Annotated in this window: 23 protein-coding genes and 1 pseudogene; 21 read left to right on the forward strand and 3 right to left on the reverse strand. The window is 38.3% G+C overall.

Annotated features, from left to right (window positions below; all coding sequences use genetic code 11):
• Window positions 1–114: 114 nt before the first annotated feature.
• The 18 genes and pseudogenes from larE (at window position 115) to QNH17_RS05590 (ending at window position 16045) form a co-directional block, all read left to right on the forward strand.
• Window positions 115–927 carry an ATP-dependent sacrificial sulfur transferase LarE gene (gene larE, locus QNH17_RS05510; RefSeq protein WP_283877783.1) on the forward strand — a complete coding sequence of 271 codons (813 nt, stop codon included), beginning with the start codon at window positions 115–117 and terminating at the stop codon, window positions 925–927.
• Between the two features lie 7 nt (window positions 928–934).
• Complete coding sequence (locus tag QNH17_RS05515) at window positions 935–1570, forward strand: urease accessory protein UreH (RefSeq protein WP_283877784.1); 636 nt, start codon at window positions 935–937, stop codon at window positions 1568–1570.
• Window positions 1571–1599: 29 nt separating this feature from the next.
• A complete protein-coding gene (gene larB, locus QNH17_RS05520) occupies window positions 1600–2295 on the forward strand; it encodes a nickel pincer cofactor biosynthesis protein LarB (RefSeq protein ID WP_283877785.1) in 696 nt (231 codons plus the stop codon).
• Complete coding sequence (gene larC / locus QNH17_RS05525) at window positions 2276–3754, forward strand: nickel pincer cofactor biosynthesis protein LarC (protein WP_283877786.1); 1479 nt, start codon at window positions 2276–2278, stop codon at window positions 3752–3754. Before larB ends, larC begins: the two co-directional genes overlap by 20 nt.
• 233 nt (window positions 3755–3987) lie before the next feature.
• On the forward strand, window positions 3988–4383 hold the full coding sequence (locus QNH17_RS05530; protein WP_283877787.1) for a VOC family protein: 396 nt from the start codon (window positions 3988–3990) through the stop codon (window positions 4381–4383).
• A 24-nt stretch (window positions 4384–4407) separates the two neighbouring features.
• Complete coding sequence (locus QNH17_RS05535) at window positions 4408–4779, forward strand: MmcQ/YjbR family DNA-binding protein (protein WP_283877788.1); 372 nt, start codon at window positions 4408–4410, stop codon at window positions 4777–4779.
• 214 nt (window positions 4780–4993) lie between these two features.
• Window positions 4994–5347: a transposase gene (locus tag QNH17_RS05540; RefSeq protein ID WP_283877789.1), complete on the forward strand. Its 354-nt coding sequence runs from the start codon at window positions 4994–4996 to the stop codon at window positions 5345–5347.
• Window positions 5348–5538: 191 nt separating this feature from the next.
• Window positions 5539–5946 (forward strand): DDE-type integrase/transposase/recombinase, encoded by a 408-nt coding sequence (locus QNH17_RS05545; RefSeq protein WP_283877790.1) that lies wholly within the window; start codon window positions 5539–5541, stop codon window positions 5944–5946.
• Between the two features lie 77 nt (window positions 5947–6023).
• Window positions 6024–6275 (forward strand): annotated as a pseudogene (locus QNH17_RS29955) (integrase core domain-containing protein); the annotation flags it as partial.
• A gap of 411 nt (window positions 6276–6686) precedes the next feature.
• Window positions 6687–7394, forward strand: coding sequence for a M48 family metallopeptidase (locus tag QNH17_RS05550; protein ID WP_283877791.1), 708 nt, complete (start codon window positions 6687–6689; stop codon window positions 7392–7394).
• A gap of 33 nt (window positions 7395–7427) precedes the next feature.
• Window positions 7428–7925, forward strand: a complete 498-nt coding sequence (locus QNH17_RS05555; protein ID WP_283877792.1) for a YehS family protein — start codon at window positions 7428–7430, stop codon at window positions 7923–7925.
• Window positions 7926–7956: 31 nt separating this feature from the next.
• Window positions 7957–9426, forward strand: coding sequence for a protein adenylyltransferase SelO (locus QNH17_RS05560; RefSeq protein WP_283877793.1), 1470 nt, complete (start codon window positions 7957–7959; stop codon window positions 9424–9426).
• An 87-nt stretch (window positions 9427–9513) separates the two neighbouring features.
• Window positions 9514–9783, forward strand: coding sequence for an iron-sulfur cluster biosynthesis (locus QNH17_RS05565; RefSeq protein ID WP_283877794.1), 270 nt, complete (start codon window positions 9514–9516; stop codon window positions 9781–9783).
• Between the two features lie 178 nt (window positions 9784–9961).
• Window positions 9962–10738, forward strand: coding sequence for an IclR family transcriptional regulator (locus QNH17_RS05570; RefSeq protein WP_283877795.1), 777 nt, complete (start codon window positions 9962–9964; stop codon window positions 10736–10738).
• 51 nt (window positions 10739–10789) lie between these two features.
• Window positions 10790–11677 carry an acetaldehyde dehydrogenase (acetylating) gene (locus QNH17_RS05575; RefSeq protein WP_283877796.1) on the forward strand — a complete coding sequence of 296 codons (888 nt, stop codon included), beginning with the start codon at window positions 10790–10792 and terminating at the stop codon, window positions 11675–11677.
• Between the two features lie 23 nt (window positions 11678–11700).
• Window positions 11701–12726: a 4-hydroxy-2-oxovalerate aldolase gene (gene dmpG, locus QNH17_RS05580; RefSeq protein ID WP_283877797.1), complete on the forward strand. Its 1026-nt coding sequence runs from the start codon at window positions 11701–11703 to the stop codon at window positions 12724–12726.
• A 200-nt stretch (window positions 12727–12926) separates the two neighbouring features.
• The gene (locus QNH17_RS05585) at window positions 12927–14333 is read left to right on the forward strand and encodes a GntP family permease (protein ID WP_283877798.1); all 1407 of its coding nucleotides are present in this window, start codon (window positions 12927–12929) and stop codon (window positions 14331–14333) included.
• A gap of 263 nt (window positions 14334–14596) precedes the next feature.
• Complete coding sequence (locus tag QNH17_RS05590) at window positions 14597–16045, forward strand: HD-GYP domain-containing protein (protein ID WP_283877799.1); 1449 nt, start codon at window positions 14597–14599, stop codon at window positions 16043–16045.
• A gap of 53 nt (window positions 16046–16098) precedes the next feature.
• Here the strand turns inward: QNH17_RS05590 and QNH17_RS05595 are convergent, their stop codons facing one another.
• Window positions 16099–16533: a MarR family winged helix-turn-helix transcriptional regulator gene (locus tag QNH17_RS05595; RefSeq protein ID WP_283877800.1), complete on the reverse strand. Its 435-nt coding sequence runs from the start codon at window positions 16531–16533 to the stop codon at window positions 16099–16101.
• A 35-nt stretch (window positions 16534–16568) separates the two neighbouring features.
• Entirely contained in the window at window positions 16569–17048 is a 480-nt protein-coding gene (locus QNH17_RS05600; RefSeq protein ID WP_283877801.1) for a glutathione peroxidase, read from the reverse strand.
• A gap of 165 nt (window positions 17049–17213) precedes the next feature.
• Between QNH17_RS05600 and QNH17_RS05605 the strand changes: the two genes are divergently transcribed.
• The 3 genes from QNH17_RS05605 (at window position 17214) to QNH17_RS05615 (ending at window position 18664) form a co-directional block, all read left to right on the forward strand.
• Window positions 17214–17438 carry a hypothetical protein gene (locus QNH17_RS05605; protein ID WP_283877802.1) on the forward strand — a complete coding sequence of 75 codons (225 nt, stop codon included), beginning with the start codon at window positions 17214–17216 and terminating at the stop codon, window positions 17436–17438.
• Window positions 17439–17589: 151 nt separating this feature from the next.
• Window positions 17590–18000, forward strand: a complete 411-nt coding sequence (locus tag QNH17_RS05610) for a VWA-like domain-containing protein (RefSeq protein ID WP_283879439.1) — start codon at window positions 17590–17592, stop codon at window positions 17998–18000.
• Between the two features lie 55 nt (window positions 18001–18055).
• The gene (locus QNH17_RS05615) at window positions 18056–18664 is read left to right on the forward strand and encodes a methyltransferase (RefSeq protein WP_283877803.1); all 609 of its coding nucleotides are present in this window, start codon (window positions 18056–18058) and stop codon (window positions 18662–18664) included.
• Here QNH17_RS05615 and QNH17_RS05620 read toward each other — a convergent pair.
• Entirely contained in the window at window positions 18646–19728 is a 1083-nt protein-coding gene (locus QNH17_RS05620; protein WP_283877804.1) for a GIY-YIG nuclease family protein, read from the reverse strand. The two genes, QNH17_RS05615 and QNH17_RS05620, sit on opposite strands and share 19 nt — an antisense overlap.
• Window positions 19729–19783 lie beyond the last annotated feature (55 nt).

Raw genomic sequence — 19783 nt, forward strand, 5'->3', positions numbered from 1 at the left:
ATACAGATGTAATTATTTTGGTACCGACAGCCGGGCTTTAAGCCGACAGAAAGCATAAAAAGAAATAGATCATGCAGCAGGAAACCTAGATAAAATTTATAAAGGGTGATTATCATGCTAGATTTGAAATATACTAAACTTCAAGAAATTTTAAAGGAAATGAGGACTGTAGTCATTGCCTTTTCAGGCGGTGTGGACAGTACATTTTTATTGAAGGCTGCACTCGACACTCTTGGTCGGGAAAATGTATTGGCTGTAACAGCTGACAGTGAAACATACCCTTTTGAGGAATTGCAAGAAGCCATTAAGCTCACCGAACAATTGGGTGCAAGACATGAAGTAATTCAGACATCGGAATTAAATATTCCAGGTTATTCTGAGAATACATCAAACCGATGCTACTTCTGTAAAAAAAGCCTGTTTGAGCATCTTGTACCAATCATGGAAGAGGGTAACTACAGTAATGTAGCTTTCGGGCTAATAGCAGATGATCTTGGAGAGCACAGACCAGGAACAAAGGCAGCGAGAGAATATAACGTAAGGGGACCACTTCAGGAAGCTGATCTTTATAAAAGTGAAATTCGTGAGCTATCACAGCAAATGGGGCTACCAACTTGGGATAAGCCTTCCTTTGCTTGCCTTTCATCAAGGATAGCTTATGGAGAGCACATTACGATAGAAAAACTGAAAAAAATAGATAAATCAGAACAAGCTATTCGAGCTATTGGAATTCGGCAAGTACGCGTACGTACCCATGGTGAGATTGCTAGAATTGAAGTAGAACCACAAGAGATGCAACGTTTATTGGAAAATCATCAAGAAATCACAGCAAAACTTCAAGAATTTGGATACACCTATGTCACGATGGATTTCATCGGATACAAGAGTGGCAGTATGAATAAGGTTTTGCAACAGGCAGAGAGGTAGAAACGAGTTGGGAAATCTTTTTGGAGTTTTAGGAATAGGGTTTTTGTTAGGACTCAAACACGCTCTAGAACCTGACCATATTATTGCTGTTTCTACGATAGCAAGTAAACATAAATCACTCTTTCATTCCAGTTTATTAGGTGTTTTTTGGGGGATTGGACATACCTTAACGTTATTAGGGGTATTTCTCATTTTGGCCATTACGAAAGGAAGCATTCCTGAGAAATGGGGAATGGCATTTGAAATGAGTGTAGGCGTTATGCTTGTCTATCTAGGAATCGTTTCCCTTCGAACACTAAAAAGAAAGGATATAAAAAGAGAAAGTAAAGAAAGTAAACAACTTTTCTTAAAGTCTATGTTCATTGGTCAAATCCATGGACTTGCTGGAAGTGCTGCGATGACACTACTAGTTGTATCTGTGGTTGAATCTATGAAGGATGCGGTTCTATATATTGGGATATTTGGAACAGGTACCATACTAGGGATGCTTTTGTTTACATTTGTCGTCAGCTTACCCTTTGTATTTGTAGGAAAAATACAAAGGGTCGAACGCGTTTTAACAGGTATTGCTTCAATAATTAGTATCTGTTACGGAATTTACTATATCTATTTAATGGGTTATCAAGAGGGATTATTTATTTAATTCTTAACTTTAAGACAGCGGGTGATTTCATGAGTAAGTTTGATGATTTAGGATTCAGTAAAGTAGATATTGATCGAGAAAGGCGTACCGGTTATCCAGAAGTGATTTATGGAGAAGGAAAAACACCTGAACAAATTGGTTTGATCATGGATAAGCTGATTGATACGCACGGCAAAGTAATGGTAACTCGTCTATCACAAGAAAAGGCAGAATTACTGTTAGAACAATTCCCTTCAGCAAGATATGATACTGTATCACGCATTTTGCTTTTCGGTTCGGCTTCTCGTCAATATCAAGGTGAAGTGATGGTGATGTGCGCAGGTACTTCGGATTTGCCAGTTGCAGAAGAAGCCGCCGTTACAGCCGAGTGGATGGGATGTAATGTAAAACGACTCTATGATGTCGGTGTTGCTGGAATTGATCGTTTACTAGCGTATCGAGAAGAAATTACCAAAGCTAGTGTTCTCATTGTAGTAGCAGGAATGGAAGGGGCATTGCCTAGTGTCGTAGGCGGTTTAGTGCGGCGCCCGGTCATTGCTGTACCTACTTCTGTTGGATATGGTGCACATCTTCAAGGTCTTACCCCGCTTCTTGGTATGTTGACGTCTTGTGCATCAGGAATGAGTGTGGTGAATATTGACAATGGATTTGGAGCAGCATATCAGGCAGCTCTTATCCTTCAGCTAGTTTCAGAGGGGGTAAACCATGAAAGTACTTTATCTTGATTGCCAATCCGGGATCTCAGGTGATATGACCTTATCAGCATTGATCGATTTAGGAGCAGACTTAACATATATTCGAGAGCAATTGGAGAAGCTGCCAATCGATCCTTTTTCTTTAAATGTGAAGCAAGTAGATAAGAAAGGAATTTCAGCAAAACTGCTCGACCTGCACTTTAAAGAAGAATCACAGGTTCATGGTGCACATTCGAATGGAGAGCATCATCACCATTATGAAGACCATAACCATTTGCATGGTAATCATCATCACCATCATGAAGACCATAACCATTCGCATGGAGAGCATCATCACCATCATGAAGACCATAACCATTCGCATGGAGAGCATCATCATCACCATCATGAAGACCATAACCATTCGCATGGAGAGCATCATCACCATCATGAAGACCATAACCATTCGCATGGAGAGCATCATCACCGTCATGAAGACCATAACCATTCGCATGGAGAGCATCATCACCATCACGAAGACCATAGCCATTCGCATGTTGAGCACCACTATCATGATGACAACGGCCATTCACATAAGGATCACCACCACGGACATGAAGAACAGGATCATTCGCATCATCACCATCATTCACACAGAAAAGCTTCGACTATTTTAAATATGATAAATGACAGCGAATTACCTAGCCGGGTTAAGAAGAGAAGTATTGCTGTTTTTCAAGTGATTGCCGAGGCAGAGGGTAAAATACATGGTATGGATCCAAAAGATGTCCACTTTCATGAGGTAGGGGCAATGGATTCCATTATTGATGTAATCGGGGTATGTTTAGCCCTTGAGAATCTGGGAATCGATAAGCTCATTGCTTCGCCTGTTCCAACAGGTTATGGGAAGGTCATGATGGCGCATGGGCTTTATCCTATTCCTGCTCCGGCTACTGCCGAAATTTTACGAGGAGTTCCTTTAGCAGATTTTCATGTAATGGGTGAGTTAACGACCCCAACAGGAGCAGGCTTTCTAAAAGCGCTGGTTGATGAATATGGCCATATCCCTGCCATGTCAATAGAGCGAATTGGTTATGGGGCTGGAAAAAAGAACTTCGATCACCCGAATGTATTACGAGTTCTTCTTTTTCAGGCAAATGATGAAATTCAAAGAGAGACAATAACGATTCTTGAATGTCAGTTGGATGATATAACAGGAGAAACTTTGGGATATGTTTTGGAAAAAGTTTTAAATCATGGGGCACTTGATGTTTATTTCACTCCAGTAACAATGAAAAAAAGCAGACCTGGTTCGCTTATTACTGTTCTTACAAAGCCACAAGATTGTCTAGCAATGGAAGAGTTATTACTTAAAGAAACAAGTACTTTTGGTGTTCGTAAGTCTGAATGCTCAAGAAGAATCCTGTCACGCCGTTTTGAAAAGATAGAAACTCCTTATGGGAATTTGACAGTTAAAATTGGATACGAAGGGGATAAGATTTACAAATAACACCCGAGTATGAAGAGATAAAAGAGGCGGCAACTGAATACAAAATACCTCTTCTGGAAATCTATTCGGTCGTCCAGTTGGAAGCAAGGAAGATGCTAGAGTCTGGCTCATATTAAAGGAGTACAATAGAATTGATTATTTTTCTATATTCTAAACGATAATAGGGAGGAAATTGGAAGAGAACAAACGAATTCATTTAATGAAAAAAGTTTTTTCGAAAATTGGAGGAAATTATGGAAAGATTAGTTCATTTCGAGATTCATGTGAGTGACATGGACCGTGCGAAGAAGTTTTATGGAGAGGTATTTGGCTGGTCATTTCAAGATTGGAGTGAGTATGCAGGAATGCCTTATTTTGGTGCAGTGACGGGCGATGAAAACGAGCCTGGGATCAATGGTGCTTTGATGCAGCGTCAAAGTGCTCCACCGGAAACAAACCAGGCTTTAAATGGATTTGCTTGCACCATGGGAGTGGAAAATTACGATTCAACGGAAGCTAAAATTTTAGAGTATGGCGGAAAGGTTGCGATGTCTAAATATGCGCTGCCTGGAATGGCATGGCAAGGATACTATATTGATACCGAAGGCAATGTTTTCGGAATTCATCAACCAGATGCGAATGCAAAATAGAATCGATGCTAGGTGAATAAAAACATGAAATCACAAGATCCGGAAGGCATGCTCGAAAATGTACGTAAAATCTGTCTTGCACTGCCCGAAGCTGTTGAACATATCGACGGATTTGGTCACAATACGTTTAAAATAAATGGAAAATCCTTCGTGATTTCAGGTGAAAGTGAAAAAGGTTTCAGGTTATCGTTCAAGTCAGATCGAGAGACTCAAGAATTATTGCTACAGAAAGAGCATTATTACAAAACCCCATATATCGGACAACACGGCTGGGTATCTATTCAAAATCCGGCTGAGGAAAATTGGGATGAATTGACTGATCTAATTCAAGAAGCCTATTTACGTGCTGCACCGAAGCGTCTGGTTAAGCAATGGCATGAATTGAATAAAAAGTGAAGAAAGGCGGATAATCTGCCTTTCTTTATTTATGTTCTCTTAGTATCGATTTTTTCTTAAAGATTTATAATTCATAAATTCGCCCATAGAAACACTAGATTCGCCCATAAAAGACCAAAATTCTCTACGACCCCCTAATTCCTTTGGACAGGAACAGGGTTGAAATTATACACTTGTGCTAAGAATAGTGTCCAAGGTTAGGAGGTCTTATAAGATGTCAAAAAGGAAAATTGATGCACTCAAAAAGAGTTATGTCCGAATGGCTATCAAAAGTGGAAATTATACCAGCGTAGCCCGAAATGCTGGAATCGTTCGAAATACTCTATCGAAGTGGATTAAGGAGTATGGTGACGAAGTTAGGGAACAGATGGACGATCCAACCACTGCAATTCTTTCTGCTGAACCTACAAAAGAGGAATTGAAAGCCAAGTATGAACAGGCTATGAAGCTGCTCGGCGAAAAGGAACTGGAAGTAGCTATGCTTCGCAACCTTTTAAAAAAAGCCAATACCGGCCCTAACGGTCCTAGAGGAGGTTCGGATTTGGGCAGAGGAGGGTTTTTACATTAATAGGCTGACTGATGCTATAGGAATAAACCGGTCTTTATATTATTATCACGCTGGAGAAGAAGTAGTAGAGAGCAAAGGAAAACGTGGGCGCCCTTATCCTGGCTTTTCGAAAACAGAATCAGGCGAGATAGTTCCAGACTCCCAAATTGAAGAGTATTTGATGGAAGCCATTGAAGGTGAAGCTTCGGTTTATGAAGAACTTGACGCAATTACTTAAAGATGAACATCATTTGGTCATCAATCATAAAAAAGTCCATCGCTTGTGTGCTGACCTGGGAATCCTCTTGCCACAAAGGTCTGGGCATCCTAAATACCCTAGGAAACTTGTAAGGAACAGGCTGATTACAGCGCCTAACCAACTTTGGCAGCTTGATATTAAATATGACTCGATCGAGGGTAGCCGGAGGTTCTTTTACCTGGCAAGTGCCATTGATGTCTTTGACAGAAGCATAGTGGGTTATTACAGGGGATCGAAGTGCCAAGCCAAGGATATCACGGGAATGCTTAAAGAGGCAATTATCAGACGGGGCCTGGAGGCTCCCGAGGAAATGGTGGCCACTGCATTATCATCCGTACTGACAATGGGCCACAATTTGTAAGCAACCACTTCGGAGAATTTTGTGAAACAAATAAGGTTTATCATGAAAGGATTCCTCCGAAATGACCAAATTACAATGCTTTTATTGAGTCTTTTCACAGTATAATCGAGCGGGATGTATTCAGACGTTACTCTTTTGAGTTTTTTGAAGAGGCATACTTCCGGATTGACGAGTACATTGAATTCTATAACCAAAGGAGATACCATGGCAGCCTAAGGCGTATGTCTCCTCTCAATTTTCATGAGAAATACAAGGATAGTGGGTTTCCCCCGAAATGGCGATTAGCCTGTAAAGTAGGCAGAGGTACTCCTTCTTCACTTGCCAACTAAGCAGATGATAAAGCGAAAGGGTCAAGCGGTTTGGGCTTGACGCTGTAGTGTAATCATCTACAATGGCAAAAAGTGAGGAAGGAATTCCCCCAAAAATTAAAAACTAAGATAGAACGAGAAAACAGTAGCTAGTGTCAGGAATTAGGGGGTCAAACCGAATTCGCTCGTTAAAACCCCAGATTCGCTCATTAAACCTAAAAATTCGCCCATTGAAGAGATTTTGCATAAATAAAAAGAAAAATGTCCCATACTTGAAGGGGAATTTTACACAAAATAAATAAATAATTAACTACTCCTTGGAATTGAGGCTTCTCATGGACAAATCTCTCGATCTGGCATACACTAATTCAAGGTTAGAGTAGGAATTTTTTTGCTGTTGATTTTACCTATTGTCATAATGCAGGTGATTAAATGATACATAATTATTTAGGTCAGACCATGAGTTTTGAGATAGTTTATAAAAAACGTGAATCGTTGGGCATTACTATAGATGTTTATGGCAATGTTGAAGTCCAGGCCCCAAAAGGAACAACTGATGAACGTGTACTTCAATTGATAGAGGAAAAATGGGATTGGATCCAGCAAAAATCGAAGGAAATGAAGGATAGACTTCTGGGGCAAAAAGTGAAGATCTATGATCATGGAGAAATGTTCCTTTATTTAGGAAAAGAATACCCTATTAAGGTCACTCAAGATATAAATATCTTACAAGACTATGTAGTGTTTGAAGGGGATATGTTAAAAATATATGTTAAACAACTAGAGGAAGCAAAAATAAAACAAGCATTAAAACGATTTTACTATCAAGAATGTAAACAGTTAGTAGAGCGGAGTATTCGTTTTTATCAAAAGAATTTTAAAACAAAACCACGGTCTATGCGTATTTCAGATAATAACAGCAATTGGGGAACCTGTGATTCCAGGCAGCAGTTAACCTTTAATTGGAAGTTGGCGATGGCACCACAGCAGGTGATTGACTATGTAGTTGTTCACGAAATGTGCCATATGGTCCATCTTAATCATGATCGTTCCTTTTGGCGCCTTGTTGGTAAAATACTACCCGATTATGAGGAGCGAGAGAACTGGCTGGCATTATCAAGTTGGAAAATGACTGTTTGAATATGAACACCAAATTTTAAAGGAGGATTATAGATGGATAATAATGATATACTCATTCGATTGAGATATGCACTAGAGTTAAAAAATAAAGAGATGGCAGAAATATTTAAACTTGGCGGAGTGGAAGTAACCGTTCCTGAGGTGATAAAGGTTCTCACAAAATCAGACGATGAGGCTGAATATGACGAACAAATAAAATGTAATAACAGTATGTTCGATTCATTTTTAAACGGTCTTATTATTTATAAAAGAGGCAAACAAGAGCCTAAACCAGGACAACCGGATACCCCTGAACCAACAATAAAGAAAACCGTAAACGTTAATAATCTCCTGTTGAAGAAAGTAAAAATAGCGCTGGCATTAACGACTGATGATCTTCTCGAAATATTCGAAAGTGCAGGAATAACTGTAACTAAAGGTGAACTCGGTGCCTTATTAAGAAAAGAAGGACATAAGAATTATAAAGAGTGTGGGGATAAATTCGCTCGGAACTTTTTAAAAGGATTGGCATTAAAATATAGGGAATCTTAAATTACATACTAGAACAAGAAAGGGGGATACGATGGCAACTGAAAAAACAGAAATTGGCTGGAACTTTGATAACAGTTATTCTCGGCTGCCTGACATATTTTTTACCAAGACTGAACCAACACCAGTACGGTCACCCGAGTTGATTGTTCTTAATCATTCACTCGCAAACTCATTAGGCTTGAACGAGCAGGCACTTGATAGCGAAGCTGGCATTGCCATGTTTGCGGGCAACCAGATACCAGAGGGAGCAATGCCGCTCGCCCAAGCATACGCAGGGCATCAATTTGGGCATTTCACGAAATTAGGAGACGGCCGGGCAATCTTACTTGGTGAACAAATTACGCCAAATGGTGAACGACTTGATATTCAACTCAAGGGTCCAGGAAGGACACCTTACTCTCGCGGAGGAGATGGTCGAGCGGCGCTCGGACCGATGCTGCGCGAATACATTATCAGCGAAGCCATGCATGCCCTTGGGATACCGACCACCCGTAGTTTAGCAGTTGTGACAACAGGAGAGCCAGTATTCCGTGAAAGAACCTTGCCTGGTGCGATTTTGACACGTGTGGCCTCTAGCCATCTACGCGTCGGTACATTTCAATTTGCTGCGAAATGGGGAACGGTCGAAGAACTTCGGGATCTTGCTGACTATGCACTGAATCGCCACTATCCATATGTTGAAACAGATGAGAATCGATATCTTACCTTGCTCCAGGAAGTGATTAAACGACAGGCAGCGTTAGTTGCGAAATGGCAACTAGTAGGCTTCATCCATGGTGTAATGAATACTGATAACATGACGATCAGTGGAGAAACAATCGATTATGGGCCTTGTGCATTCATGGATACGTATGACCCAGCAACAGTATTTAGTTCCATTGATACTCAAGGCCGCTATGCTTATGGCAATCAGCCGTATATTGCTGGTTGGAATCTCGCCCGATTTGCAGAGACCCTTCTGCCGCTTATCCATAAAAATCAGGAAGAGGCTGTAAAACTGGCACAGGATGAGATTTCAAAATATATGGATTTGTATCAAAGCAATTGGCTTTCTGGGATGAGAGCAAAACTGGGGATATTTAACGAAGAAAAGCAGGATGAATCCCTTGTCCATAATCTCCTCGGTATTATGGAGAAGCATCAGGCAGATTATACTAATACTTTCCGCGCCTTAGCAATTGAAAGACCCGATGAAACGCACTTGGTGCAGACACCGGAATTTAAAGAGTGGTTTCAGCAATGGCAGGCACGACTTGGCAGACAACAGGAATCAATTGTTGATTCTCATCAGTTAATGCGTAGCAGTAATCCTGCGGTAATACCACGTAATCACCGGGTGGAGGCTGCACTCGATGCTGCCGTGGATCAAGAAGACTACAGTGTAATGGAGCGGTTGCTAGATGTCCTTTCAAACCCATACGCTCACTCCCCTGCACAAGCTGAATACTGTAAACTTCCGGAAAAAGCAAACCAGCCTTACCGAACCTATTGTGGTACTTAAGCAATCGTGTAATTTACTAGAAGTACAAGATAATGCTATCCTTTATATGGATAGCATTATTTTTTTAATGAAGACGGGGGTGGTTTCGTGTTTATATTAACTGAAAATGCAAAAACTGAATTACAAGATAGATTAACGTTAGCCGGCTCAAAACAATTGATTCGGCTGCAAATGCGGAAAAGTTGTTTTATGAAAGTAAAAGTGACGTTGGAAGAAACAATTCAGTCTAGCGATACAGAAATTACTAAGGATGAGCTCCATTTTATCATTGACAATGCTGAGTGCCATTATTTCAATCATAAAACATTAGATTTTATCCCGGATACAACTGGTTTTAAACAATTTGATATTCTGTAAAAAGAAGCCTGATTTCTATTAGAAATCAGGCTTCTTTTTTGAATATTATCAAAGGTAAATTAAACTATTTAACTAAATTATCTAAAAGATTGACAGAATAATGAACGAGAGTTACTATTAAATTGTCCTTAAGGAATGCGAACGCCATTCGATAATGTCGAACAAAAGGAGGATGGTTGTGTCAGAACGTTTAATTCAATCTGTTGAAAGAGCTGCTGATATCCTTGAATTATTTTTGGTAACTAAACCAGAACTAAGTATCAAAGAGATTAGTGAGCATTTGAATTTATCAAAAAGTACAGTCCACGGCATCATCAAGACCTTAGAACATAGAGGGTATCTTCAACAAAATCCTGAAGATTTAAAGTATAAGCCGGGGATCAAACTTTTTGAGCTTGGCAATTATGTCGGGAAAAATCTTGATATTGCGAAAGTTGCAAAGCCGATTATCAGAAAGTTAGTCGATGAACTAAATGAAACCGTTCACTTAGTTTCCTTACAGCGAGATGAAATTATTTACATTGAAAAAGTAGAAGGACAAAGTGCCCTCACTATTTATTCGCATATTGGGAAAAGAGCTCCCTTTCATAGTACTGGGGTAGGTAAGTCAATCCTTGCTCATTTAAATGAAAATGAGGTAAATAGAATCTTATCATCAATCACTTTGGAATCGTTTACGAAACACACGATGACAAATATTGAGGAGATTAAAGAACAGTTACATGGCATTCGTGAGCAAGGTTACGCGGTGGATGATGAGGAAATTGAGTTAGGTTTGAAATGTATTGCTGCTCCGATTTTCAACCATCAGGGAAATGTAATCGCTTCTATTAGCTGTGCTGCACCTAAAATGAGGCTAGATGAAAATAAGCTACCACAAGTAATAGCTGGAATTACACGGGCTGCAGCTGAGATTTCAAGTTGTTTAGGTTATCAAGGTAAAAGCATCTTATAGAAAAGCTAGATAGAAACAATCAATACAATATTTTTTAGGAGGAGAATTAATTTGTCAAAAGTAAAAGTTGCCGTTCTTGGCTCAGGGAACATTGGTACTGATTTAATGATTAAACTTGGACGCTCGGAATTATTAGAATTAACAGCAGTAATTGGAATTGATCCGCAATCAGACGGGTTACGCCGTGCAAGAGAGTTAGGTTATGCAGGGGTTGATACAGGAATTGATGGATTCCTTGCAGACCCAACCATAGAAGCTGATATCGTATTTGATGCAACTTCAGCCAAAGCGCATCTCTACAATGCAAAGGTATTAAAAGAAGCAGGTATAAAAGTCATTGATATGACTCCTGCTGCTGTTGGCCCATATGTATGTGCTGCTGTTAATATTGATGAACATTTAGACAAAGATAATATCAATTTGATTACTTGTGGTGGTCAGGCGACCATTCCAATGGTCCATGCAGTAAACCGCGTAGCTCCTGTAGAATACGCAGAAATTGTTGCGACCATTGCAAGCTTGAGTGCTGGCCCTGGAACACGTGCCAATATCGATGAATTTACGGAAACAACTTCTCGTGCGATTGCAGAAGTTGGTGGTGCCAAAAAAGGGAAGGCGATCATGATTTTAAACCCTGCAGAACCGCCAATTATGATGCGTGATACTGTTTATACCCTTGTAGAAGAAGGAAAAATGGATGAGGAGGCAATTAGAAAATCTATTGCTGAAATGGAAAAAGTAGTTCAAGCATATGTTCCAGGTTACCGACTTCGTACGGAACCTATTTTTGAAGGAAATAAGGTAACCATCTTCCTAGAGGTTGAAGGTGCTGGAGATTACTTGCCTGTATATGCAGGAAATTTAGATATCATGACATCAGCTGGAGTAAAAATTGCTGAAGCATTTGCCAAAAAACTATTAACGAAAGAAACAGTTTGAGCTGTAGAAAGGGGTAAATAATAATGACAAATGAAAAAGATATTCTTATCACTGAGGTAGCCTTGCGCGATGGGAGCCATGCTATTAATCATCAATATACAGTTGATCAAGTACTTAAAATTGCAAAAGCATTAAATGATGCTAACGTCCCTTATATCGAAGTATCTCATGGCGATGGTTTAGCAGGATCTTCGTTACAATATGGACTATCACGCACAAACGAAATGGAATTAATCGAAGCAGCAGTATCTGTTGCAGATAAATCCAAAATTGCTGTTCTTCTATTACCAGGAATCGGTACCCTGCATGAATTAAAAGAAGCAGCAAATTTAGGAGCTAAAATGGCACGTATTGCAACACATGTTACAGAAGCCGATGTAGCACCTCAACATATTGCCTATGCCAAAGAACTAGGGATGGAAACAGTTGGATTCTTAATGATGAACCATATGGCACCTGTTGCTAAATTAGTAGAACAAGCAAAACTAATGGAAAGCTATGGAGCAGACACTGTTTATGTGGTTGACTCTGCAGGTTACTTACTTCCTGACCAAGTCCGCGAACGGATTCGTGCTCTTAAACAATCGATTTGTGTTAATGTTGGTTTCCATGGTCATAACAATCTTTCACTTGCGATGGCTAACACAATTGCTGCGATTGAAGAAGGAGCTACTCGAATTGATGGCAGTGTTCGCTGCTTAGGTGCTGGAGCCGGTAATACACAAACAGAAGTACTAGTTGCAGTTTGTGAACGGATGGGAATTAAAACTGGGGTAGATTTGTATAAAATGATGGACTTGGCTGAAGATATTGTGGCTCCAATTCTCCAAGTACCACAGGAAATTACAAAAGACAGCTTAACTCTAGGATATGCAGGTGTATACTCAAGCTTTGCACTTCACGCAAAACGTGCTGCTGCAAAATTTGGTGTTGATTCACGTGATATTTTAATTGAATTAGGTAAGCGTAAAGTAGTTGGCGGTCAAGAGGATATGATCGTTGAAGTGGCAGCAGAAATTGCTAAAAATAAAAAAACAGTTTTAGCATAAAATTTACGGCTCACTACAAAGAGATTAATAGAATAGAGTTTTTGGAGGAGGGACAGTAGTCCCCTTCCATCAACTATCGTATATCGTAATCTTTTTTATTTTTACAGCAGGTGTAAGCGTTTAAACCTAAAAGAAGAGATAGACCTGCCTTAATTTCATCTTAGTTGAAATTAACATCCTAGGATTAGAGGAGAAATTGTATGGAATTAGTAATTATATTATTAGCACTCGGAATGTTAATGTTTATCGCATACCGAGGATTTTCAGTTATTATGTTTGCGCCGTTATGTGCGTTATTCGCGGTACTCTTAACAGATCCAGATTGGGTACTCCCGTTTTTCTCTAATGTGTTTATGGGAAAAATGGTAGAATATATTAAACTTTATTTTCCAATCTTCCTATTGGGAGCTATTTTTGGAAAAGTTGTAGAAATGTCTGGACTAGCCCGTTCCATTGCTTCTACATTAATTCAATTAGTGGGACGTAAACGGGCAATGTTAGTCATCGTTTTATTGTGTGCGATTTTAACATACAGCGGTATTAGTTTAGTCGTAGTTGCTTTTGCTGTATACCCATTTGCTGCAAACTTGTTTAGACAATCTAATATTCCTAAGCGGTTAATTCCAGGAACGATTGCATTAGGTTCATTTACCTTTACGATGGACGCACTTCCAGGTTCTCCACAAGTGCAAAACGTTATCCCAACTACATTTTTCAAAACCAATCTTTATGCTGCTCCTACGCTAGGGATTATTGGTGCCATTTTTATCTTCGTGATTGGTATGTTGTATCTAAACTCTCGTCGTAAAAAGGCAGAAATAGCCGGCGAAGATTATTATAGCTTTGGCACAATAAAAGAAAAACAAATCGACATTGATTTGGATCAAAATGAAAGTATTGGACGTAAAATCTTGGCATTTGTGCCAGTTGTGCTTGTTGGTGTGTTAAATAAAGTGTTAACTACTTTCATTCCAAAATGGTATCCTAATGGATTTGATTTTTCAAAAATCGGCTTAAATTTTCCGAACATTGAAACACCTCAAGTTGTCGGCATTTGGTCAGTTGAAATTGCTCTTATTTTTGGTATTCTTACCACTATTTTATATAACCGTAAACCGATTATGATGAACTTCAAAGATGGCATGAATGTAGGTATTGCTGGTGCATTATTAGCCATCATGAACTCTGCAACAGAATATGGATTCGGTGCCGTAATTTCAAACCTTCCTGGTTTTACAATTGCAAGAGATGGAATCGCTAAATTATTTACAAATCCATTATTAAATGGGGCAGTTACGACCAATGTTTTATCTGCCATTTCTGGATCCGCTTCGGCTGGTATCGCCATCTCGCTTGGAATTATGGCAGATAAATATATTGAACTAGCAACCCAATTTGGAATTCCACTTGAAGTAATGCACCGTGTCATTTCCATGGCTTCTGGCGGTATGGACACACTTCCACATAATGGTGCTGTTATTACCTTGCTTGCAATTACAGGATTAACACATAAGCAATCCTATCGTGATATTTTTGCTGTCACTATTATTAAAACAATCGCAGCCTTCTTCATTATTGCTGTATATTTAGTAACTGGAATTGTTTAATATATTAATTATTAAAGATGAAGGTAATGCACTTGGTAATCGACTGGGCATTTTAGAATATATATAAGTATAGACCCGAAGACCCGACTGTAATGGAGCAGTCGGGTCTTGTGAATTTATATCAAAATAAAAACTGTAAATCTCACAAAAATTATAAACAGTAATATTTCTCTAAATTAATAGCAATACCAAATATTCCTTTGTTTCAAGAATATACTATAAACATAGAGAGCATTGAATTAGCTTATCTTTTGGAGGAGTATATGAAAAAATACAGTTTTCTTGGACCTTTGATGGCTGTGGCAGTCCCATATTTGATTTTTGAAGCCTTTCATTTAGGGTTATTTAAGGATTTGAATATCCCTTTGCCGAGAGGACACTTTTATATTGTTAGCCTGGTGTCCATTCTAGCCAGTATCATTGCAATTTCCGTGGGGGTGGCGGGACGAAGGATCCGGAATATTAAAATAAGTTTTCTATCATTATCATTTTTATCACTTGGGTTAATGTTCTCGATTCATGGACTTTCTACTCCTAATTTTATCCTTGGCGTAACCCATTTGCCTGGAATCGCAGCCCAATTAAGTATATTCCTAGCTACCATCTGGACTTATTTATCTTCCATACCCTCAGACCATCCAATCGTTGCGTTTTTTTCAAAAGTGCAGCGGTACCTCCTGCCTTTATGGACAGTTACTTTAATATTTGTTTGTCTAATATTAATGATAAACCAACGTCTCGTTCATTTTCTTCCATTAAATGCAAAATCGTTAAATCCCATTTTGACTAGTGTAACTATGTTATTAAATGGCGTAACCATGTTCCACTATTATCAATCCTACAGGTTTACAAGATTTCCCTTGCAACTTGCGATTGTTTATAGCTCAGGCTGGTTATTGGTCTCTCAACTGATTATGGTCAGAGGGGTATTATGGAGTGTTAGTTGGTGGATTTATCATTTTTTATTACTTGCAGCCATGATTGTCATGATCATCGGTTTAGTGAAACAGTATGCAGTAAAAGGAACATTAGCTGAGTCAATCCGATCCTTGTTTACAAACGACCCATTTGAAAGAATAACTAACAGCATGGGTGCTAGTGTCAAGGTTCTAGTGACGGCTACAGAAAAAAAAGACACTTACACAGCTGGGCATACCTTCAGGGTGACAATGTATGCATTGAAACTTGCCGAAGAACTTGAATTGAAACCTGAACAACTACGTGCCATTGTTCAAGGGGGACTCCTTCATGATGTAGGTAAAATTAGTGTTCCTGATTCAGTTCTAAATAAACCGGGCAAGTTGCAGCCTGAAGAAAGAGCTCTCATTGAAAAGCATTCTGTCGATGGTTACGAAATGTGCAAAGAACTAGGCATTATGAAAGAAGAATTGGGTATTATCAGGTCACACCATGAAAAATGGGATGGAAGCGGGTATCCAGATGGATTAAAAGGGACAGACATTCCATTTTTCGCAAGGATAACGGCGGTTGCCGACGTGTATGATGCACTGACTTCTGAACGTTCTTATCGGAAGGCATGGGCTCATAGTGAAGCTATGAAGTATATTAAAGAAAACAAAGGGACCCATTTTGACCCTCAATGTGTAGACGCATGGGAGCGGCTCTGTATCCGTAATCCATCCGTTTATCAATATCCAGCCCAGGCTATTAAAGACCAGCCAACCATTAGGAAAATTTCTTCAATCAAATGAAAATAGTACAAAAAACAACACTGGAACATGAGTGTTGTTTTTTGTATGTGGATTTATTTACTGTCAATGTTCTCGATTTTCAATTTACTATGCAATTGATTCAGCCGTTCCATCAATTGTTTATATTCCTCGAGTTCAATATGACAGGATTGTATTTTGTCACTGATTGTACTTGTTATAGGCTGCTTTTCTTCAAGAGCTTTCTTTTCCAAGTAAATAAAAACCCTTCGTTCATCTACTGTTGAACGTTCTTTTCGAAGCCAACCATTTGCCTCCATTCTTGTAAGCATAGGAGTCAATGTTCCAGTCCCCAGACTCAATTTTTCGCCTATGTCTTTGACTGAAACACCATCCTTTTCCCATAATGCTAATAGCACCAAGTATTGAGGATAGGTTAAGCCATAGGGTTGTAGTGCACTAGAATACAACTTACTAAATTCGCTTGCTGTTTCGTACACAGCAAAGCATAGTTGGTTTTTTAATACCATGAAGTCTTCCAAGATGATCACCTTACTTTAAATAATTATGACAATAATTTTTTTATATCTTTCTCAATCCTGCTTGGTTCAGTCGTAGGAGCATAGCGCTCAATTACCTGTCCATTAGGGTCGACTAAAAATTTTGTGAAATTCCATTTAATATTTTTAGTAAGTGTACCTGGCTTCTGGTTTTTTAAATAAGTAAATAGGGGATCAGCATTAGCGCCATTAACATCAATTTTCGCAAATATTGGAAAGGTCACACCATAATTTAATTGGCAGAACTGTGTGGTTTCCTCAATATCATCGAATTCTTGATTATTGAATTGATTACATGGAAAGCCTAAAATCTCCAAGCCATCCTCATTGTATTTTTCATATAATTCCTGAAGTCCTTTGAATTGGGGTGTCAAACCACATTTACTGGCAGTATTCACTATCAGTAATGGTTTACCCTCGTAATCCATTATGGATTTTTCCTTACCATTTGTCATTTTTACATTAAAGTCATAAACTGTTGTCAATTTAACTTCCCCCTTAATATTTGGATTCATTTGTTTAAAAATAAGTCGTCTACGATTTAATCTTACACGATTTAATTAATTGTGGCAAGTTTGAAGATATTATTTATGGCTTGGATATCTTGAAATAGAAAAGAGAACGATAAGGATGAAAAGGAGGTCTTTTAGATGGGATTCAATTTTTCTAATGGTAGGAATGAAGAAAAGGAAGTACTTAAAGATGTTCTTACGGATGCTATTGAAACAGAAGAAGATTTAATGCGGACCTATCTAATAACCGCAGAGCGAATTCATGATGATGATGAATTAAAGGAACGTCTCGAGAATTTCGCAGAAGGAAACGCCAAACGAACCAAGCAGCTGATTGATGAACTGAATGAGAACAAGGAATAGTAACCAAGAGCTCATCTAGGGCAGACCAAGATGGGCCTTTTTTTTACCTTCATATCTTGTCACTGATTACCGCTTTTATCCAATCATAACCTCCTTGTTATTAAAGCAAAATAAGATGGTTCACTTATTTATTCCAAAGGAGTTGGTTGTGTTGAAATGGCATAAAACGATCCTATCAATGATACAACAGCGTCAAGATAAAAAGGTAGCCCTGGCTGTTGACACTTCCACGAATGAAGCCCCAAGCATTTTAATCAATAACATAGTAAAACTGTTTGAACAAGTTAAACCGGATACTATATTAGTCCAAGCAGATTTTAAAATTAGAAGTACGACCCCCATTAAAAGTGATACAATTAAATACCATACACATGGGAAATCTTCATATACTTTGGTACTTGAGTGGGCAAAAGAAGAGAATGTTGATACACTGTTTTACATTACAGATGTAACTGGTTTTATTTCTGAAGAGATTGAAAATGTTAGTTATGAAATGATATGGCTTGTACCGGGTGCTATTTTACCAAGAGTTCCGTTTGGTAAAGCAATTAAGGTAGCATAAAAAAGAAATCCCTCACCTACAAGTGGGGGATGACCTCGTTTGATTGGAGCATTCAATGAAAGAATATTATTACGATAAATTGATGGGAATAAAAACAGGCGGGGACCAAAAAGGATTTCATAAGTCATTTCATTACCATCGTTATGAGCCCACTCCTTATAGTGCGCTCGAAGAATTATTTACTTATTATCAAATTAATAGCAATGATCGAATCGTTGACTTTGGGTGTGGTAAAGGAAGATTAAACTTCTTTATCCATTATCATTTTCATGCAACGGTAATTGGAATTGAAATGAATAGGGATTTTTATCAGGAAGCAATTGAAAATCGAAAAAAATATAATAAAACAACTCACTCTAGTAATGATGATATTTTTTTTCATTGTTGTCTTGCTGAAGAGTATCAAATTGATTCATTAGATAATCGTTTTTATTTTTTTAATCCCTTTTCCATTCAAATTTTTATGAAAATCATTAATAATATCTTATATTCGGTTGAAAATGCGAAACGGGATGTTGAAATTATTTTATATTATCCATCAGAGGATTATATTTATTATTTAGAAAATGACACCATGTTTGAATTGAAAAAAGAAATTATTCTTCCTTATGTTCATGAACATAACCCAAATGAGCGATTTTTAATCTATCGATTAACCATATAGGTTTGCATTAACTTGTATATTTGACCATCTAATTTAGAGGCATATGAGGGTTTAAGCAATTGTTCCGAAATAATAATATACGTACAGTTGCTTCCTTTTAAATAGCTATAGATAATCTGAGCGGCATCAATTTCATCTCTACTAAGTTTATTAAAAGAATTATTTGCTGCTGCTTTAAAAATAGTTAATATACTGTCCTTAATGGTTTTGCGAACAGATTCCGGAGTGTACCAGCTAAACTTTTCTGTGAAGAGAATTTTGTTTTTCTGAATAAGGAATAGTTTAAAAGTCGTGTCTGTTAAGGGTTCAATAACGGCAATGCTATGATTGCTTTCTATAAATTCAATGACTTTTTCTTTATTAAGCAGTGAGTGGATAGCATTCAAGGTATCCCTATATTTTCCCGCCGCTTCGAAATCGAATTTTTCAGAGACCTCGATCATTTTTTTCTTCATTTCGTTGAGGAGACTTACATCCAAGCCTTTTAGCAATGCAATGATTTTGTTTATTCTTTCATTGTATTCATTGAGTGCTGCCCCTCCCATACACATGCCGAGACACAAACCTAAGGAATAGTTTAGACATGGAGTATTCTTGTTAGAAGGGCTGCTGCAGTTCACCTTATAGAAGTCTTTCATTCCTAGAAGCGCCTTTTCTACAATATGTTTGCTTTTATATGGGCCAAAATATAGACTATCTGGCTTATCTGTGTCTGTACAAATTTCTATTCTTTGGTACTCTCCATCCTTGTGAATTCTGATGTAGACATAGGACTGAGGATTTTTCATCATTCTATTAAAAATAGGTTTAATTTCTTTGATTAGTTTACATTCGAGCATGAAGGCTTCAAATTCTGTATCAGTAAGGGTATAGTCAAAATCCTTTAGGCTGGCTTTCAGCTTGATGATTTTTTGTGTATGGGCTTTTGAATTTTGGAAGTATGAACGCACACGATTTTTAAGATTTTTTGCCTTTCCCACATAAATAATTTGTCCGTTGGAGTCTTTCAATAAATACACTCCAGGGGAAGAGGGAAGGTGTTTCACTTTATCCTTTAAATACATATGTATACCTCCAATCACTATTTATATCTTATCACAAATAAAAAAGGTGCCCAGC

Source organism: Neobacillus sp. SuZ13 (genome assembly GCF_030123365.1).
Classification (GTDB): Bacteria; Bacillota; Bacilli; order Bacillales; family Cytobacillaceae; genus Neobacillus.

Bases quoted from the DNA above. Each gene is read 5' to 3' on its own strand.
- larE (WP_283877783.1), top strand. From the start codon at position 115: ATGCTAGATTTGAAATATACTAAACTTCAAGAAATTTTAAAGGAAATG.
- larB (WP_283877785.1), top strand. From the start codon at position 1,600: ATGAGTAAGTTTGATGATTTAGGATTCAGTAAAGTAGATATTGATCGA.
- larC (WP_283877786.1), top strand. From the start codon at position 2,276: ATGAAAGTACTTTATCTTGATTGCCAATCCGGGATCTCAGGTGATATG.
- QNH17_RS05530 (WP_283877787.1), top strand. From the start codon at position 3,988: ATGGAAAGATTAGTTCATTTCGAGATTCATGTGAGTGACATGGACCGT.
- QNH17_RS05535 (WP_283877788.1), top strand. From the start codon at position 4,408: ATGAAATCACAAGATCCGGAAGGCATGCTCGAAAATGTACGTAAAATC.
- QNH17_RS05540 (WP_283877789.1), top strand. From the start codon at position 4,994: ATGTCAAAAAGGAAAATTGATGCACTCAAAAAGAGTTATGTCCGAATG.
- QNH17_RS05545 (WP_283877790.1), top strand. From the start codon at position 5,539: ATGAAGAACTTGACGCAATTACTTAAAGATGAACATCATTTGGTCATC.
- QNH17_RS05550 (WP_283877791.1), top strand. From the start codon at position 6,687: ATGATACATAATTATTTAGGTCAGACCATGAGTTTTGAGATAGTTTAT.
- QNH17_RS05555 (WP_283877792.1), top strand. From the start codon at position 7,428: ATGGATAATAATGATATACTCATTCGATTGAGATATGCACTAGAGTTA.
- QNH17_RS05560 (WP_283877793.1), top strand. From the start codon at position 7,957: ATGGCAACTGAAAAAACAGAAATTGGCTGGAACTTTGATAACAGTTAT.
- dmpG (WP_283877797.1), top strand. From the start codon at position 11,701: ATGACAAATGAAAAAGATATTCTTATCACTGAGGTAGCCTTGCGCGAT.
- QNH17_RS05585 (WP_283877798.1), top strand. From the start codon at position 12,927: ATGGAATTAGTAATTATATTATTAGCACTCGGAATGTTAATGTTTATC.
- QNH17_RS05590 (WP_283877799.1), top strand. From the start codon at position 14,597: ATGAAAAAATACAGTTTTCTTGGACCTTTGATGGCTGTGGCAGTCCCA.
- QNH17_RS05595 (WP_283877800.1), bottom strand. From the start codon at position 16,533: ATGGTATTAAAAAACCAACTATGCTTTGCTGTGTACGAAACAGCAAGC.
- QNH17_RS05605 (WP_283877802.1), top strand. From the start codon at position 17,214: ATGGGATTCAATTTTTCTAATGGTAGGAATGAAGAAAAGGAAGTACTT.
- QNH17_RS05615 (WP_283877803.1), top strand. From the start codon at position 18,056: ATGAAAGAATATTATTACGATAAATTGATGGGAATAAAAACAGGCGGG.
- QNH17_RS05620 (WP_283877804.1), bottom strand. From the start codon at position 19,728: ATGTATTTAAAGGATAAAGTGAAACACCTTCCCTCTTCCCCTGGAGTG.